The 16,533-nt window shown below is 37.4% G+C and carries 13 protein-coding genes; 3 read left to right on the top strand and 10 right to left on the bottom strand.

Going from position 1 to position 16,533, the window contains the following annotated elements; translation table 11 throughout:
• Positions 1-492: 492 nt before the first annotated feature.
• Positions 493-2,619 (bottom strand): ATP-dependent Clp protease ATP-binding subunit, encoded by a 2,127-nt coding sequence (locus D569_RS0111445; protein ID WP_018932559.1) that lies wholly within the window; start codon positions 2,617-2,619, stop codon positions 493-495.
• Positions 2,620-3,033: 414 nt separating this feature from the next.
• Between D569_RS0111445 and D569_RS0111440 the strand changes: the two genes are divergently transcribed.
• Positions 3,034-4,380 carry a tetratricopeptide repeat protein gene (locus tag D569_RS0111440; RefSeq protein ID WP_156822936.1) on the top strand — a complete coding sequence of 449 codons (1,347 nt, stop codon included), beginning with the start codon at positions 3,034-3,036 and terminating at the stop codon, positions 4,378-4,380.
• Here the strand turns inward: D569_RS0111440 and D569_RS0111435 are convergent.
• The gene (locus D569_RS0111435) at positions 4,377-5,255 is read right to left on the bottom strand and encodes a DNA-3-methyladenine glycosylase family protein (RefSeq protein WP_169336443.1); all 879 of its coding nucleotides are present in this window, start codon (positions 5,253-5,255) and stop codon (positions 4,377-4,379) included. The genes D569_RS0111440 and D569_RS0111435 overlap by 4 nt on opposite strands.
• Before the next feature lie 79 nt (positions 5,256-5,334).
• On the opposite strand from D569_RS0111435, the gene D569_RS0111430 reads away from it, so the two are divergent.
• Together D569_RS0111430 and D569_RS0111425 are read left to right on the top strand one after the other, a co-directional pair.
• Complete coding sequence (locus tag D569_RS0111430; protein WP_018932556.1) at positions 5,335-6,858, top strand: Ppx/GppA family phosphatase; 1,524 nt, start codon at positions 5,335-5,337, stop codon at positions 6,856-6,858.
• A gap of 96 nt (positions 6,859-6,954) precedes the next feature.
• Entirely contained in the window at positions 6,955-9,051 is a 2,097-nt protein-coding gene (locus tag D569_RS0111425; protein ID WP_018932555.1) for an RNA degradosome polyphosphate kinase, read from the top strand.
• 103 nt (positions 9,052-9,154) lie between these two features.
• On the opposite strand, the gene pdaA is transcribed toward D569_RS0111425, so the two are convergent.
• The 8 genes from pdaA to D569_RS0111385 all read right to left on the bottom strand — a co-directional run bounded on the left by pdaA (position 9,155) and on the right by D569_RS0111385 (position 16,125).
• Positions 9,155-9,949: a delta-lactam-biosynthetic de-N-acetylase gene (pdaA, locus tag D569_RS0111420; RefSeq protein WP_018932554.1), complete on the bottom strand. Its 795-nt coding sequence runs from the start codon at positions 9,947-9,949 to the stop codon at positions 9,155-9,157.
• A 56-nt stretch (positions 9,950-10,005) separates the two neighbouring features.
• Positions 10,006-11,310: a Na+/H+ antiporter family protein gene (locus D569_RS0111415; RefSeq protein WP_018932553.1), complete on the bottom strand. Its 1,305-nt coding sequence runs from the start codon at positions 11,308-11,310 to the stop codon at positions 10,006-10,008.
• A gap of 24 nt (positions 11,311-11,334) precedes the next feature.
• Positions 11,335-11,484, bottom strand: a complete 150-nt coding sequence (locus tag D569_RS24380; protein WP_018932552.1) for an SE1561 family protein — start codon at positions 11,482-11,484, stop codon at positions 11,335-11,337.
• Between the two features lie 647 nt (positions 11,485-12,131).
• A complete protein-coding gene (locus D569_RS0111405) occupies positions 12,132-12,899 on the bottom strand; it encodes a YfkD family protein (protein ID WP_018932551.1) in 768 nt (255 codons plus the stop codon).
• A 58-nt stretch (positions 12,900-12,957) separates the two neighbouring features.
• Entirely contained in the window at positions 12,958-13,350 is a 393-nt protein-coding gene (locus D569_RS0111400; RefSeq protein WP_018932550.1) for an OsmC family protein, read from the bottom strand.
• A 25-nt stretch (positions 13,351-13,375) separates the two neighbouring features.
• Positions 13,376-13,807, bottom strand: coding sequence for a GtrA family protein (locus D569_RS0111395; RefSeq protein ID WP_018932549.1), 432 nt, complete (start codon positions 13,805-13,807; stop codon positions 13,376-13,378).
• Positions 13,804-14,946: a glycosyltransferase family 4 protein gene (locus D569_RS0111390; RefSeq protein ID WP_018932548.1), complete on the bottom strand. Its 1,143-nt coding sequence runs from the start codon at positions 14,944-14,946 to the stop codon at positions 13,804-13,806. Before D569_RS0111390 ends, D569_RS0111395 begins: the two co-directional genes overlap by 4 nt.
• Positions 14,947-14,976: 30 nt before the next feature.
• On the bottom strand, positions 14,977-16,125 hold the full coding sequence (locus tag D569_RS0111385) for an NAD-dependent epimerase/dehydratase family protein (RefSeq protein WP_018932547.1): 1,149 nt from the start codon (positions 16,123-16,125) through the stop codon (positions 14,977-14,979).
• Positions 16,126-16,533: the final 408 nt, after the last annotated feature.

Raw genomic sequence — 16,533 nt, 5'->3', positions numbered from 1 at the left:
ACTTGACCACCACTCCGGCTGCCCACTTCCCTTTCCGTGGGGTTTGCCCTTCAGCTAACTTTTTCGAGCCAATGCTCGAAAAAGTGGATCTTCAGGTCAAACAATTCCCACAGGAGTGGAAGTGGGCGGCCTTCGCTAAGTTCTGCTCTACAACTCTAGCATGAAATAACATTGCTGCTTTTATATTTATGGATAGCAATTCTCATCTATTTTATAAAAGGCAACCTATTACTTCTGACAAGAATTGCTGCACCGCCTCATAGCGGAAGACTAATTACATAGACTCCTGCGGGAACAGCGCGAGCCGAAAATCCACTTTGCAAAGTGTTTTTCTTTGCAAAGTTAGTTGAGGCCGTGCCCGCGGAAAGCGAAGTAATTAGTCGGAGCGTTGTCAACCACAAATAAAATATGTCAAAATAACTACTTCGTTAAACACGGTCATTGAGCTGATTATATACTTTCTTATTTTAAAGAAAAAGCACTAGCTAAATACTAGCTAGCGCTTTTCTTCACAACGATATCTTCGTTTTCAAACACGATCTCTATTTGTTTTACATCCTCTTCTTCCAAGACAAGATCTGTGATGCCGTCTTCTACTTTATCTTGGATGACACGACGTAGTGGACGTGCACCGAATCGAGGATCATAACCTTTATCAGCTAGGAATTTTTTCGCATCGTCGCTGACTGTTATCTCAAGGTCAGATTCTTTCAATTGTTCACTTAACTCTGCGATCATAAGGTCTACAATCTGTAGTAGATCTTCTTGTTCTAATTCATTGAACGGAATGATCGCATCAAAACGGTTCAAGAATTCTGGCTTGAAATAGCTGCTTAAGTTTTCTAGTGTTGAAACAGCTTCATTGTTGTCACTGTTGAAGCCAACCGTAATTTTCTTCACCCCGGTACCAGCGTTACTTGTCATAATAATTACGGTATCTTTAAAACTTACCGTTCTGCCATGACTATCAGTTAGCTGACCATCTTCCATGATTTGCAGGAACATGTTCTGTACATCTGGGTGTGCTTTTTCGATTTCGTCTAATAGAATCAAGCTGTACGGATTGTGACGAACTTTTTCTGTTAATTGCCCTGCTTCTTCATGTCCTACATAGCCTGGTGGTGAACCGATAATTTTTGATACGGTGTGTTTTTCCATATATTCACTCATATCAAGGCGAATCATCGCATCTTTGGTACCAAACAGTTCTTCAGCTAGTGCTTTTGTTAATTCTGTTTTACCAACACCAGTTGGTCCAACAAAAAGGAAAGAACCAATTGGACGATGTTTAGATTTCAAACCAGCCCGACTGCGGCGAACCGCTTTGGCTACTTTATCAACTGCAACTTGTTGGCCAATTACTTTTTGACTTAAGTTGTCCGCTAAGTTTTTCATTTTGGATTGTTCGTCTGCTTGGATTTTGCGGACTGGAATTCCAGTTTTCTCTTCAATAATTAATTGAATATCTTCGACTGTTACGTCTGCTTTTGGCGCTTCTTTTGTTTCTGCTAATTTTTTCTCTAGTTTGATCTCTTGATGTCTTAAGTTAGCTGCACGTTCATAGTCTTCTTTTTCGGCTGCTTCCATTTTTTCTTTGCCGATTTCATCAAGACGTTTCTGCAATGCTTCATGATCTGACTCACTTACATCAAGGTTGAGACGTGCACCTGCTTCATCAATTAAATCAATGGCTTTATCTGGTAAGAAGCGGTCTTGGATATAACGCTTAGACAACGTAACGGCAGCACGTAATACTTCATCAGAATAACTTACTTGATGATATTTTTCATAACGTTCTTTCAAGCCTTGCAAAATTTGCTCCGCTTCATCTAATGATGGCTCTTTGACCATAATTGGCTGGAAACGACGCTCTAATGCTGCATCTTTTTCAATTTGACGGTACTCTTTTAATGTTGTTGCACCGATTAATTGTAATTCGCCTCGTGCCAATGCTGGTTTTAAGATGTTTCCGGCATCCATTTGAGAACCTTCTGTCGTTCCTGCACCTACAAGTAAGTGAATTTCATCAACAAAAAGGATGACATTTTGACGTTCTTGAAGTTCGGATACTAATTGTTTCATACGCTCTTCGAATTGACCACGAATTCCGGTATTAGCGACTAATGACGCTACATCCAGAATATAAATTTCTTTGTCCAATAGTTTTGTTGGCACGTTTCCTTCTGTTACTTTTAGGGCTAACCCTTCTGCGATTGCCGTTTTACCAACACCAGGTTCCCCGATTAATACTGGGTTGTTTTTGTTACGACGGTTTAAGGTTTCAATTACACGTTTAACCTCTTGGTCACGTCCAATTACTGGGTCAATTAGTCCTGCTCTTGCGGCATCTGTCAGGTTTTTACCTAATTGATCTAAAAGACCATTACCTTTTCCGCCTTGTCTTGTATGTGTTTTGGCATGTGCTTGGTTGGAATCATTTGTTCCTCCAGCAAAGAAGTTTTCAAAGTCTTGTCCCCCAAACATACCAGATGGATTTTTCATTTGATTTTTTATATCTTGAAAGCATGATTCACAAACATGTAAAGATTCGGTTTGATCATTAAATCGAAGGTTTACATTTATCGTTGCTTGATGAATACCACATTGTTGGCATTTCATATGTTATTCCTCCTTCAATTTTTAATTAAGGTCAGTTTTGACTTTGACTATATTTGACCTTTCTTGTCTATTATTATAATCTGACCTTCTTTGACTTTCAAGATCTTTGCTCAAAAAATTTTTATCCATAAAAAAACAACCCACCAAAGTAGATTGCACGCTTACTCTATATTTTTTATATCACAGAACCGAAAGGAATAAACACAAGTAATATGGCTAAGAGTATCGACCATAAAATTTCTTTTATCACAGAGATCCTCCTAGTGTGCTTTTCGTTTATCATATCATATAACGAGACAACTGCTTATACTTTGCAAGAAATCATTACAAAGAATTTACATTCACAACATTCTTTTGCCATCAGATGATTTATGCTACACTAGAATTAATCTGTAATAAAAAGGAGTTGTTTCATTGATGACAACTATCGAGCTAATGCATAATAAAAAGACAATGCGTTTTGATGTAGTACAATTGACCATATATAAACAAGCAAAGATTGTAGAAGCTACCGGTCAAAAAAATCAATCTTATTATTTATTATTTTACAAAGACCGCTATATTAACGCAAAAAAAACGACTTCTATACGATTGCAATCCTTTCTAAAAAATGCTCTCCAACACGGTCATACATTTTCTGCTGATCACCCATTAACCAAAGCACTGCTTAATGAAGACCAAGCATATCGCCTTACTTCCAATAATCAAATGGTACAAAAACTAACAAACAAATACAACGAAATAGAAATGCTCTATGTACTGGCGATGTTCGATAACTATGTCAATGAAAAGAAGATCCAGGCTCTCTGCAAGAAGACATTTTACAACTACCGAAGGAACGGCCAGCTAAAGAAAGCATTCCGAATTCTTGTCAACTATGGGCAAGTACGTCCACGCGACACGTTCGCCAAAGATATGCTGCATCATTTTGACTTCCAAAAATATAAAGACCAATACCAAAACATTGATCAACTTACAATCGAATGGTCAGACCCTCTCTATTTAGAATCTGTTTATTTCGAGCAAAATTTCCCTAACACTGTCATAAATTCTATGATCCAACAATATCATATAGATAATCGAAAATTTGATCAACTCTGCCTCCTCTACACGAATTGTTCATCCTTAAAGGCTATAGAAAAAATCGATGAGTTAGCCCAAGAGCTGCTTACTAAACAAGACCAAATTAGCTTATGGGAACAACTATTAGTTGAATATCCTGAACCAAAAGAAATCATCGAAAAGCTCGTAAAACTGGATGGTTATCAAGCCATTTTACGGTATTACATTCACCATGACGAAGCAATTGAAGATCGAAAACTGTTCGAGAAGGCTCTTGACGCTGTTTCTACCGAGCAATTAGCAAAGGATTATCAACCCTTATTAGAAACTTTACTGACCTTATACAAAGAGGATGCTGCACAGCTAGAAAGAGTTCTCCATTTAACGATCAAAAAGTTATTACAGCATCTGCCATTGAATGAAATCATCACATCACTACAAGATACCGAGCTACCAATCATACAGAAGTTAAGGAAAATGGAAAAATTAACAGATAATCCAGACCAGCAATTTGCCTTAGGTGAAATCTACTTTGATCTGGAACAGTATGACCAAGCAATTGCTTGTTTTGAATGGGAAATGGAATTAGCGCCCGAAGATCCCGCTCCGATTCAATACCTTTACAAAAGCTATTTAGCAAAGGGAGACAAAGAACAAGCAAACACGTATAAACAATTAATGGTCAACATACCTTCTTAACCTTCTTCAATACTGCGCCATAACGTCATGGCCGCATAAGACCGATAAGGTTTCCATGCTTGATTCCATTCGTCAAGTTTGGCTGCAGTTGGTTTAGTTTCCAGACCAAAATGAAGTTTTAATGCGTTTTGAATGCCGATATCACTCGATGGAAAAAGGTCTTGTCTACCCAGTGAGAACATCAACCAATTTTGGACGGTCCATGCGCCAATTCCGCGAATTTTAGTTAATTGTTGCATCACTTCTTGATCACTTTTGTCATAAAATGAAGTTAGATTGAGCTCTTCTGCAACAATTTTCTTCGCGGTATCAATAACATATTCTGCTTTTCGTCTACTAAATTGCATATCTTGCAGTTCCTGATAAGGAATAGTTGCTACCTTATCAGCTGTCGGATAAAACCAGACACCGTCTATTTGTTCACCATAGGTTGTCACAAATCTTGCGGTTAACGTTTGGGCAAACGCCATATTTAGTTGCTGATGAATAATCGTTTTAACCAAATTACTAAACGGATCGAATTCTCGAATCAATGGTGTTGCTGGATAGGCTTCGAACAAGCCCGCTAAATCAGTTTCGGCGAAAAACTGCTGAATCAATCGTAAATCCTGATCCCAAGCAAATATATCAGCTATTTGGACAAGTAGCTCTTTCTTTCGTGCTGTATCTTGTCCTTCTATTAAAAAACTGGGGTTTGCTGTTGTACCAGTTGCTGTCACGGTTACGACATGTTTTTCCTGACCACTTCTTAATGGTACTAACACGGATCGCTTCTTGAAATCGACATAATTCAACTTATCCATCTCTAACCGAAATAGTAGATAATCAAAATCATAAGGCATTCCAAGTTCTATTTTTTCTTGCCACACTAGCATAACTCCTTCCAATATTTCAGAGTTTTCACTCTATTATGGTACAATATAGAAAAATTCACAACAATAATAGGGTGATTACATGCAAAAACAATATTACGCCATCATCGACATAGGTTCGAACACAATGCGACTAGTAATCTATTTAAGAGAAAAAGGCGGCAGATTAAAAGAAGTAGAAAACGTCAAAGCAGTTGCCAGACTACGTACATTTTTAGAATCAGATAATACGTTAAATTCGACTGGTATCAAACGATTAATTGCAACACTTCAGAGCTTTCAAGATGTATTAGCAACATATGAATTGCAGGAGGTCGTTTGTGTCGCGACTGCGACAATCAGACAGGCAGAGAATCAAGAGGAAATTTTGATCCAAGTAGAAAATCAAACAAGCCTGACAATCAGGATCTTATCAGAAGAAGAGGAAGCCTATTACGGCTATTTGGCAGTTGTCAATTCTACCTCTATTGAAACAGGCATCACCGTTGATATTGGTGGTGGCAGTACAGAGGTTACCTATTTTGAAAATCGAGAACTAATTGAGTCACATAGTTTTCCTTTTGGTGCTTTAACCTTAAAAGAATTTTTTGCTAAAGAAATCCCTACTAACCAGGAATTGCAAGCATTGCGAAATTATTTAACAGAACAATTTGCCACATTACCTTGGTTACGTAATCGCGAGGTCCCGTTGATTGCGATCGGGGGAAGTGCCCGGAACCTTGTGCAAATTGATCAAAACCTGAAAGAGTATCCGCTGGCTGGGCTCCATCAATATAAAATGTATGATACGGACATTATCCAAGTTAGTAACTATTTAACATCGCTTAAGCCGGATAAATTACCAAAAGTGGAAGGATTATCAAAAGATCGAGCTGATATTATTATACCTGCCATTGAAGTGTTCCACAGTTTATATAAAATGATGCAGGCAGACTGTTTTATATTAAGTCGAAAAGGGCTTCGTGACGGTGTCTTTTATGAACAACTATCAAAGGAGATGGGATCTATCCTTTTTCCAAATGTGTTAGAGGATAGCATTCAAGAGCTGATCAATGATTTTGACCTAAATCCAAAACAAATTTTGCATGTCCAATATCTGACACGTATACTTTTTGATTATTTAAAAGAAAATGGTCTTCTGCATTTAACAAAAAAAGATTGGACATTATTAAAAAGAGCAAGCTATTTATGCCATCTCGGGGATTATATCGATGCTGAATCAAGTGCACAGCACACCTTTTACTTACTAGCTAATCGAACCATTGATGGCTTAATGCACAAGGATCGCCTGCAACTGGCATTAATTGCTTCTTACAAAAACAAAACGGTATTTAAACAATTTATCAAACCTTATAAAAAGTGGTTTCTAAAAGAAGAACAAAAAAAGCTGCGTCATTTAGGAGCACTATTAAAATTTAGTTATTGTTTAGATGCTACCAAGCGTCAGGTAGTTAAACAAATAACTTGTGACAACGATAATGATACCTTGACGATAACATTACATTGTGATGGTGATGCCAAGCCCGAAGAGTATCAATCTGAGAAACAAAAGAAACATGTCGAGAAGGCGATAAAAAAAGATGTTGAGTTGAAATTTGTATTGTAAAGGATGAATTTACAAAAGATTTACATTTTATTAACAAAATAATGGTTGTGAAACGTTATGATAATGGTAGAGATTGTCGAAAAAGGATGATGATTGATGTCAACTGTCAAACAAGAAAGGGATTTAGAACTACCAGCTTATTACAACAATCGTGAGTTAAGTTGGCTCTCCTTTAATAAACGAGTACTTGAAGAGGCGGATGATGAAACGAATCCTTTATTAGAGAGGTTACGTTTCCTTGCCATCTTTTCTTCTAATTTAGATGAATTTTTCATGGTACGAGTCGCAGGTTTAAAAGACCAAGTGAAAGCCGGGTTCAACCGGCCAGATAATAAATCTGGATTAACGCCGAAACAACAATTATCAAGAATTTCTAGCTTTAACCATGAACTTGTTGAACAACAATATGATTTATATAAAGAGCTATTACCACAGCTAAAAAAGGAACAGATTTACATTGTAGATATGGAGGACTTAAACCCTCAAGAAATCAATAAATTGGAGAATTACTTTGAAGAAGAAATATTCCCAGTGCTAACTCCAATGGCGATTGATGCATATCGAGCTTTCCCGATGTTATTAAATAAATCGATAAATCTCGCCGTACAACTTGAAGATGTTTACGATTTGGAACATCAGCAAGTAAAAACAGCGATTGTACAAGTTCCCGCTTTACTAGATCGATTCATTGCAATTGGTGATAATCAACAGTATATATTGTTGGAAGATTTGATTCGTTATTTCATCCATAAATTTTTTACTGGTTACCATGTGCTATCTACCACCACGTTTCGAATCACACGAAATGCTGATATGACCATTCATGAAGAGGGTGCACGTGACCTTTTGAAAGAAATTGAGAAAGAATTAAAGAAAAGAAAATGGGGAGCCGCTGTCCGTCTGGAGGTAGATGCGCGCGAAAATAACCCCGATATGGTTGAATTTCTACTCCATGTGCTTGAAATTCATAAAAAAGATTTATACATTACCAATGGACCGCTTGATCTGACGTTTTTACAGGATTTTTATGGTCATGTAAAAAAAGAGCACGAGCATTTAATATACGAAACATTAATCCCTCAACCTCCTCAGGATATTCATGAGGATGAAGATGTCTTTGAGGCAGTGAGAAAAAGGGATTTATTTTTACACCATCCATATGAATCGTTTGAACCAATCGTAGACTTAATTCGTGATGCCGCGGATGACCCAGAAGTATTAGCGATTAAGCAAACCTTATATCGTGTCAGTGGCGGTTCCCCGATCATAGCAGGATTAAAGCGAGCGGCGGAAAACGGTAAACAAGTTACCGTTCTAGTCGAATTAAAGGCACGGTTTGATGAAGAAAATAATGTCCAGTGGGCAAAGGAATTAGAAAAAGCAGGCTGTCATGTTATTTATGGTATGATTTCATTAAAAACACACAGCAAAATCACACTTATTGTCCGTAAGACGGCTCGAGGAATTGAACGCGTCGTTCATCTAGGAACAGGTAATTACAATGACCAAACAGCAAAGTTTTATACTGATATGTCCTATCTCACGACTAAACGAAAATTCGGTGTAGATGCGACTAATTTTTTCAATTATTTAAGTGGTTATACTGAAAAACCGACTTACCATCATTTATCGATGTCACCATTCGATATCCGCAGCGACATCATGAATTATATTGACAAGGAAATTGAATTTCATAAACGTCATGGAAATGGTCGGATTATTGCGAAGATGAATTCATTAACGGATAAACCTTTAATTCAAAAATTTTATCAAGCGTCACAGGCTGGAGTAAAAATCAATCTGATCATACGAGGAATTTGCTGTTTACGTCCGGGTATCTCTGGTGTCAGCGATAATATCGAGGTTCAAAGTATTGTCGGCAGGTTTTTAGAACATAGTCGTATTTACTATTTCCATCATAATGGAGAAGAGAAGATATTCTTATCTTCTGCTGATTTAATGACAAGGAACATGGTTAAGCGTGTAGAATTAATGTTCCCGATTTTTGAAGGGAGAATCAAATCAAGAATTCTTTCCATTCTTGACATTACTCTTAAAGATACTGCCAAAACAAGAGTCCAGGCACAAGACGGTAGCTATTCACGAGTCAGATATCAAACAAACGGTACTTTATTGGATAGCCAACTCATGTTATTCGATATGGCCTATAATGTATTAGAAGATGAGGAATAAACGAAACCCCGTTTGGATAATTCAAACGGGGTTTTCGTTTTAATCGGGCACTTTTTGATTGTTATCGGGCGCTTTTTTTGATATATCGGGCACTTTTTCCCTTTTATCGGGTACTTTTAGTGAATCCGATGAGTTCCTCAGGAAGCATCTGTTTTAACATGAGATCATCTAAGCTTTTGAATTGATAGCCTTTTTCCCTTAAATCTTCAATCAAATGTTCCAAGGCATCAGCATTATCCTTTGAAACAGTATGCATTAAGATGATTGCACCAGGATGAATCTGATTCATCACTTGTTCATAAGCATGTTTCCAGCCTTTTTCTGACCCTTTATTCCAATCCACAAATGCTAATGACCAAAAAATATGGGTATAGCCTAGTTCATTTGCCCAGCTTAGAGAATCTTCATTAAAAGTCCCACTAGGAGGGCGGATATATTGAACAACTGCTGAATCATCTAATTTCTTTATTTTATTTGTTAAGTCGGTGACATCTTTCGTAAATCTTTCCTTTGATATTTCGGTAAAATCGAGATGACCGTCCGAGTGATTTCCAACGATATGGCCATCCGCCAACATACGCCGAACTAATTCCGGTTGATCATTGACATAATGACCAGTTAAGAAAAAGGTTGCCGGCACTTCTTTTTCTTGTAATACATCTAAAATTTGCTCGGTGAAACCAGCTTCATAACCATTATCAAAAGTTAGATAAACATGTTTGTCACCAGATGGATCCATGTAATAGCTTTGATGCTTTTCTAATATTTGCTTGTACATCCCTACGTCCGGGGGCTGTTGATTCGAACCTTTCTTATATCCCCAACCATAGCTGACTGCTCCAGCCTCCATAGGGATAACCAGCAAGCATAACATCACCATTACGACTATTTTCTTCATATGATCACCTTTTTTATTTTTAGTCTAAGTAAAAATGGTGTTCATATCCTATGATTTTATAAAATAATGCTGGCAATCCATCCAAATAAAAACAATGGAATATTAAAGTGTAAAAAGGTTGGTACACATGTATCCCAGATATGATGGTGTTTCCCATCAGCACTTAATCCGGATGTCGGACCTAATGTACTATCACTCGCAGGGCTACCAGCATCCCCTAGTGCACCTGCAGTACCAATCAATACCGCTATAGCCATTGGCGAGAATCCTGCTGCCATACAAATCGGAACATAGAGTGCTGCGATAATCGGTATCGTACCAAAGGAAGAACCTATTCCTAATGTAATGACTAAACCAACTAACAATAAAATAAAGGCGATAATTGCCTGATTACCTGCTAACATATCAGATGATGAAGTTACTAACGAATCTACCGCACCTGTTTCCTGCAAAATATGACCGAAACCAGATGAAACAAGCATAACAAAGGCGATCGTCCCCATGATACCGACACCTTGTTGAACAAATGCGTCTCCCTCTCGTAATGGTACGGCAAAGAATAACACCATTAAAATCACACCTGTCAACGCACCAATTACAAGACTCTCGGTAAAAATTTGTACAACTAAGGCAGCTAAAATGGCTAAAATTGTTAAACCGTGCGTATAATTAAAGGTTATATTTTCCTGCGCATCCCTGCTTATCCCATCAGTTGGCAACCATTGCTTCGCTTCACGAGGTTTACGGTAGCTAATAAATACCGCTATTAGTAAACCTATGATCATACCGATACCTGGTAATAACAACGATAAAGCAATTTCTCTTACTGTAATATCTATTCCATTATTGCTCATTCCACTCTGAATTGTTTCATGGAAAATAAGACCATACCCTAAAGGAATCATAACGTAAGGTGCTTTAAGACCGAATGTCAAAGCAGTCGCTACTGCACGTCGATCCAATTGCATTTGATCAAATAATTTTAATAATGGTGGTATTAAAATTGGAATAAATGCAATATGTACCGGTACAGCATTTTGGGAAAATGAAGCAATACCTGCAATTGCTAATACTAGCATCGTTTTTTTGCCAGTGAGTACTTTAATTAAAGATCGAACTAATATTGAAGTAATTCCAGTATAACTGATCATAGCTGCAAATACACCGAGTAAAATATAACTTAAAGCTGTACTCGCCTGACCACCCATCCCCTCAATTAACAGATTAACTGTATCCTGAATATTCATACCCGCCATCAGTCCAGCTACTATCGCAGCAATAATAATTGCAAAAATAACATGAACTCTTAACAAACTTAGGGCAAGCATGACAATAACTGAAACGACAACTATCCATTCCATACTGTATCCCTCTCCCTCTTTTCTTTAACCAAGATCTTTTTCTATTTTTTCGATCATCTGAATTAGCTGATCAACATCTTCAATGGACGTCTGTTCCGGATCCAAATGATCTAAACGTTCCATAAACTGCTCGAGCTGCATGCGAAGTTCTTTTATTTTCTCTCCGTTGCTCACAACAACACCCCTTTCCAACTTCCCCTACTCATCCTAATTGAAAAAAACAAACATGTCTAGCACTTTCTTAATAAGAAAAGCGTAGGGCACTCGGAGCTAGACAAACACCCGAATTTTTTACTTCCTCTCCCCTAAGTAGACTAAATCCTAAGTAGTACACACAAGGTACTATCTTTTAGTCCGAGCAATCATTCTGAAAGTTTGTGACTGCTAGGAGAAGCTCCAGAAAAATGTTTCGCTTTAGATTTGTTCTACAGCGCTTTTTACAGTTAGTATGATGTTTTTTTGTCTGATTTAACAATGCAATAATGATTGATATAAATAAAAAGCCCGCATGTTACTTGATACTGAAGTTGTAGAGTGAATATCTAACGGAGGCCGCCCACTTCAACTCCTGTGGGACCGTTTTTCCTGAAGATCCACTTTTTCGAGCGGTTATTGCTCGAAAAAGTTAGCTGAAGGGAAAAAACCACGGAAAGGGAGTGGGCAGCCGGAGTGGTGGTATTTACTAAATCAGCATTTCAAAATTACCACTTCAAAGTTAGTGCACATTTTACGATAATGGCTAGGGATATATATTTTTTACCTTATTGCAAATAGAAATGCATGCACTCCTCTTTTTATTATGAGAAATGCATGCATCATAGTTATTTCGTCTCAAATGTAAAAGTGAGATGATTGGCAATCGGGATATATGCCCCTATTTCCTGTTTGGTAACATTTTTAATGACGAGATTCTTTTTTGAACCTTTTAATTCTAGGTATACTTCACCAAGTATGACTTGCCCTTGATCCTTGACCACTGGCATATTGGCTTTTAAAATCCCGATTTTTGAAGTTGGGACAGTATATGTCTTACTAAGCTTTGTTTCTTTTCCAACCACCGCATGAAAGGTTAGAGGAAGGTCATGCTGATCTCTTGCTTTTTGTAAAATCATTTGTTTAATCTGATCGGTTTGGTCCACTTTTGCTGTCAGTGCACCTTCCACGTGTTTTTCTTCTATTTGATAATAAAAAATCTCCTCATTCTTCTCACCATTGACATTATTTACCTCATTCGTATTAACCGTTTGAAAGTCCCAATTGATCTCAGAGGATTCAGACTGATACGATAAGGGCCAATGTCCGAGATATACATTGGCACGATAGCCAAAAGCAATTGGTGACGGATTAATGGTCGATTCATTCAACGATTTGATTAACAGTGGATTATCTATCTCCACATTTACATCCTCTAAGAGTTCCTTTACTAATTTACTCGGTTCGATCGACGTATCTTCTTCCGACATCTGTTTATAGGTGTTTTCATTTTCGATTGATACGAGATCATCTTGCTTGTCCTCTTTGGACTCTGCGATTAGCGGGATAGTTAGCATCATTAAACATAAAATGACAGAAAGACCGAGTTTCTCCATTATTTGTTTTCGCTCCTTTTTTTCCTTAGTGTTACAAAAGAAACGAAAACTATGCTTACTAATTACTTAAATTCACGATTTCAAGTGTTTCTGTAATTTTCACACTATCTTCTATCGTTCGAATCATCGAACAATTCTTTCGTGCAATTTCTAAACTTTTTTCGATTTGATCTTTTTTCAAACCCACACCTTTTACAACAAACCGAAGATGAATTGATGTAATCTTGTTTGCTTCATCTGATGATCTTTCGGTCTCTGCTGATATCATTAAATCATCAATCGTAATTCTTTTTTTATCCAGTACTTTGCGAAATACCGAAGCACTGCACCCTGCAACAGAAGCGACCATTAATTGGAACGGGCGGTACCCCAATTCTTCATTTCCTGATATGTCTAATTCTCCGAATGGTAAATTGGTCCGAACGCCACCTTCTGATAAATAAAAGTCCATTTCAATTCCTCCTTTAGTGTAGTATTCATTTTTTGTAATCTTTAAATACCATATACTTGATCATAAAGAAACTAGCTAAAGAGGATAAACCCATTGCTAAGGCTTTGGAAAGATTATATCGCCACCAATTTGGTATTTCCAGTATAGCAAATAAGGAATTAGCCCCCAAGAAAACGAGGTTACTAATTCCTAAACTAATCAAAGCTTGGACAAAAAAAGCAATACGTTGATAAGAACTCCCCTTTGAAGTGCGGTTAAAGGTAATGGAAGCATTCCAGATGTAACTATTTAAAATTGCCAGGCAATAGGAGATACTATTGTATAAAAGAAGCATAGCAGACTTTTCCGTATGGAATAGCAATAACAGTAAGTTAAGCACACCTATGTCTATCAGTGCGTTACTGACACCAATAATACTGAATTGAAAAAATTGAAAACGACTACTTTTTCGTTTCATGAACATTCCTTCTTATCGAAGACTTTGTAGTGTGAATCGATCACTTGCTGATAAAAGGCTAACGCTTGTTTGGACTGATCATCCCATCCCATTTCATGAATGTCCTGCCAAGCTTTTTCCGCAAGTTTATTACGCAATGCCTCATCTTCTAATCGTAATACAGTGTCTTTAAAGCTCTCTAGACGTTCAGAGTTATATAATAAGCCGTGTTTTTCATGTTCGATTTGTTCACGTGTTGGTCCGCTGTCAGCCGCAACAATTGGTAAACCTGATGCCATTGCTTCCATTAGTACTAAACCTAATGTTTCGGTTGTAGATGGAAATACAAACACATCACTAGAAGCATAGGCTTGCGCTAACTCTTCCCCATGCATAAATCCGGTAAATACCGTATTTGTCCCTTGAAAATGTTGTTCCAATTCTGCTCTGTGAGGTCCATCACCTACAATCGCCAATACGAATTGGTCGGATTGTTCTAAAACTGTTCGGATCTTTTCTATTTCTTTTTCTGGCGCAAGTCTGCCAACATATAATAAGAGCTTTTTATCATCGATTCCATTTGTTAATCGAGTTCGCATCTCCGAGTCCGCCTTATTTGGATGAAAAAGGCTCGTATCTACACCTCGTTTCCATACATGTACATTATGGAACTGCTGTTGGTCTAATTCTTGTTTTACCACATTTGATGTACAGAGGTTAATCGTAGCCTTATTATGTAATTTACGAAAATACCACCAGAGAATCCCTTTAAATATCGATAAATGATAATACTCAGCATACTTGGGGACCTGTGTGTGATACGACGCTATTAACGGATAGCCAAGTTTTTTGGCAAAGTGAACACCTGTGGCGCCAAGTAGCGCCGGATTAACTACGTGAACAACATCTGGATCACATTGCATGATTAGCTTTTTCACGCGATGGCTTGGTAAGGCAAAAGCTTTCGAGCGATAAAACGGTAATTTACGAGCTGATAACCCGATTACTTTTGCCCCTTCGAATTCATTTACTCCTAAATCCGGCGCAATTACTGTCACCTGATGTCCGTTTTTTAAAAAATAGCGAATACTGTTAGTTAACCTTGTTACCACACCATCTGTAGAAGGTAGAAACGTTTCCGTGATGATAAGTATGTGCATTGCTAGATCACCCTTATTCTTCTAGTTCAATTATTTCCATTTCACTTGTGGTAAGATATTATTTTCTATAACTCGATCTTTATATGTTATTACCGTTCGTAGAATTTCTCTTATTACATTTTCGTCAAGAAGATAAGGTTCTAATCCAAGATCCTTTAATTTTGTATTAGCTGCTTCAAAAAAATGTTCTTCAAGCTCAACTCGTGGGTTTTCTAAATGTGCTATGTTTGTTTCAAAGCCTTCTTCTTGAGCAACTTTTTGTACTTTTTCTGCTAGATCTCCTACCGAGAACTGTTCAGTAAATTGATTGAATACACGGAATTCACCATGGTCTGCCGGGTTTTCCGCTGCTATCTCAATACAGCGAACGGTATCCTTAATGTTTAAAAATCCTCTCGTTTGCCCACCTTTTCCATACACTGTTAAATCTTGTCCAACAGTTGCTTGGATAATAAAACGATTTAAAGCAGTACCGAAAACACCGTCATAATCTAAACGATTAGTAAGAACTGGATCTAATTTCGTTTCGTCCGTTTCTAACCCGTACACAATACCTTGATTCAAATCAGTTGCTCGAATACCCCAGATTTTGCAAGCAAACATAATGTTATGACTATCATGCACTTTAGATAAATGATAGAAAGAACCTGGCTGTTTCGGAAATGGTAGGGTATCCTTTCTACCTTTATGTTCTATTTCAAGGTAACCTTCTTCAATTGGAATATTTGGTGTTCCATATTCCCCTAGTGTACCTAATTTAATTAAATGACAATCCGGAACGATTTCTTTTATACCAAACAGTACATTTAATGTCCCCGTCACATTATTTTCCTGCGTATAGACCGCATGTTCTCTGTCAATCATCGAATAGGGAGCAGAGCGTTGTTCAGCAAAATGAACAAATGCATCTGGTAGTTCTTGTTTTAACACTTCTTTTAAAAAGTCGTAATGTGTTAAATCACCTTCATATAAATTAATTTGTTTACCAGTTAATTCTTTCCACTTTGCTACTCGCTCTTCTAATGAAGCAATAGGTGTTAATGAATTAGAGTGTAGCTCATTGTCAATTTTTCTTCTTACATAGTTATCAATAATAGAAACTTCATGTCCTTGTTTGGATAAATAGAGAGCAGTTGGCCATCCACAGAAGCCATCTCCTCCTGCCACAATAATCTTCATTCTTCTCCCACCTTCTCTTCTATTACATTTAAAATAAAAATCCTATAATATTCATATTAACATTGTCTTATAATAATGTTTAAGGTTATTCAGAATTTTTACATGATTTTTACTATTTTTACGTTATAAGAAGGTAACTTAGCATCTCTTTCATTTCTAGCTAAAGTCAATTTTTGTGGGCGTGGCACTCGAAGACATATATTGCATTGTTCCAATTACCGAGGTGTTCACTGAATATATTTCATGGACAATTATAAGAAAAGAGCAGAGCGCCCGCTTAGAAACGTAGCGACTGGAACGAATTAACTGAGATAAAGGAATCACGGTGAGTTTACGAACCGATGATGACTTATCGTAGGGCAATTCGTGAAGTCGCCTAGTTTTTGGGCGCTCGGAGCTAGACATCTG

This window comes from Gracilibacillus lacisalsi DSM 19029 (assembly GCF_000377765.1).
GTDB classification, from domain to species: Bacteria; Bacillota; Bacilli; order Bacillales; family Amphibacillaceae; genus Gracilibacillus; species Gracilibacillus lacisalsi.
Note: the sequence above shows the minus strand (reverse complement) of the source record. Positions and strands in the feature narration are given on the sequence as shown.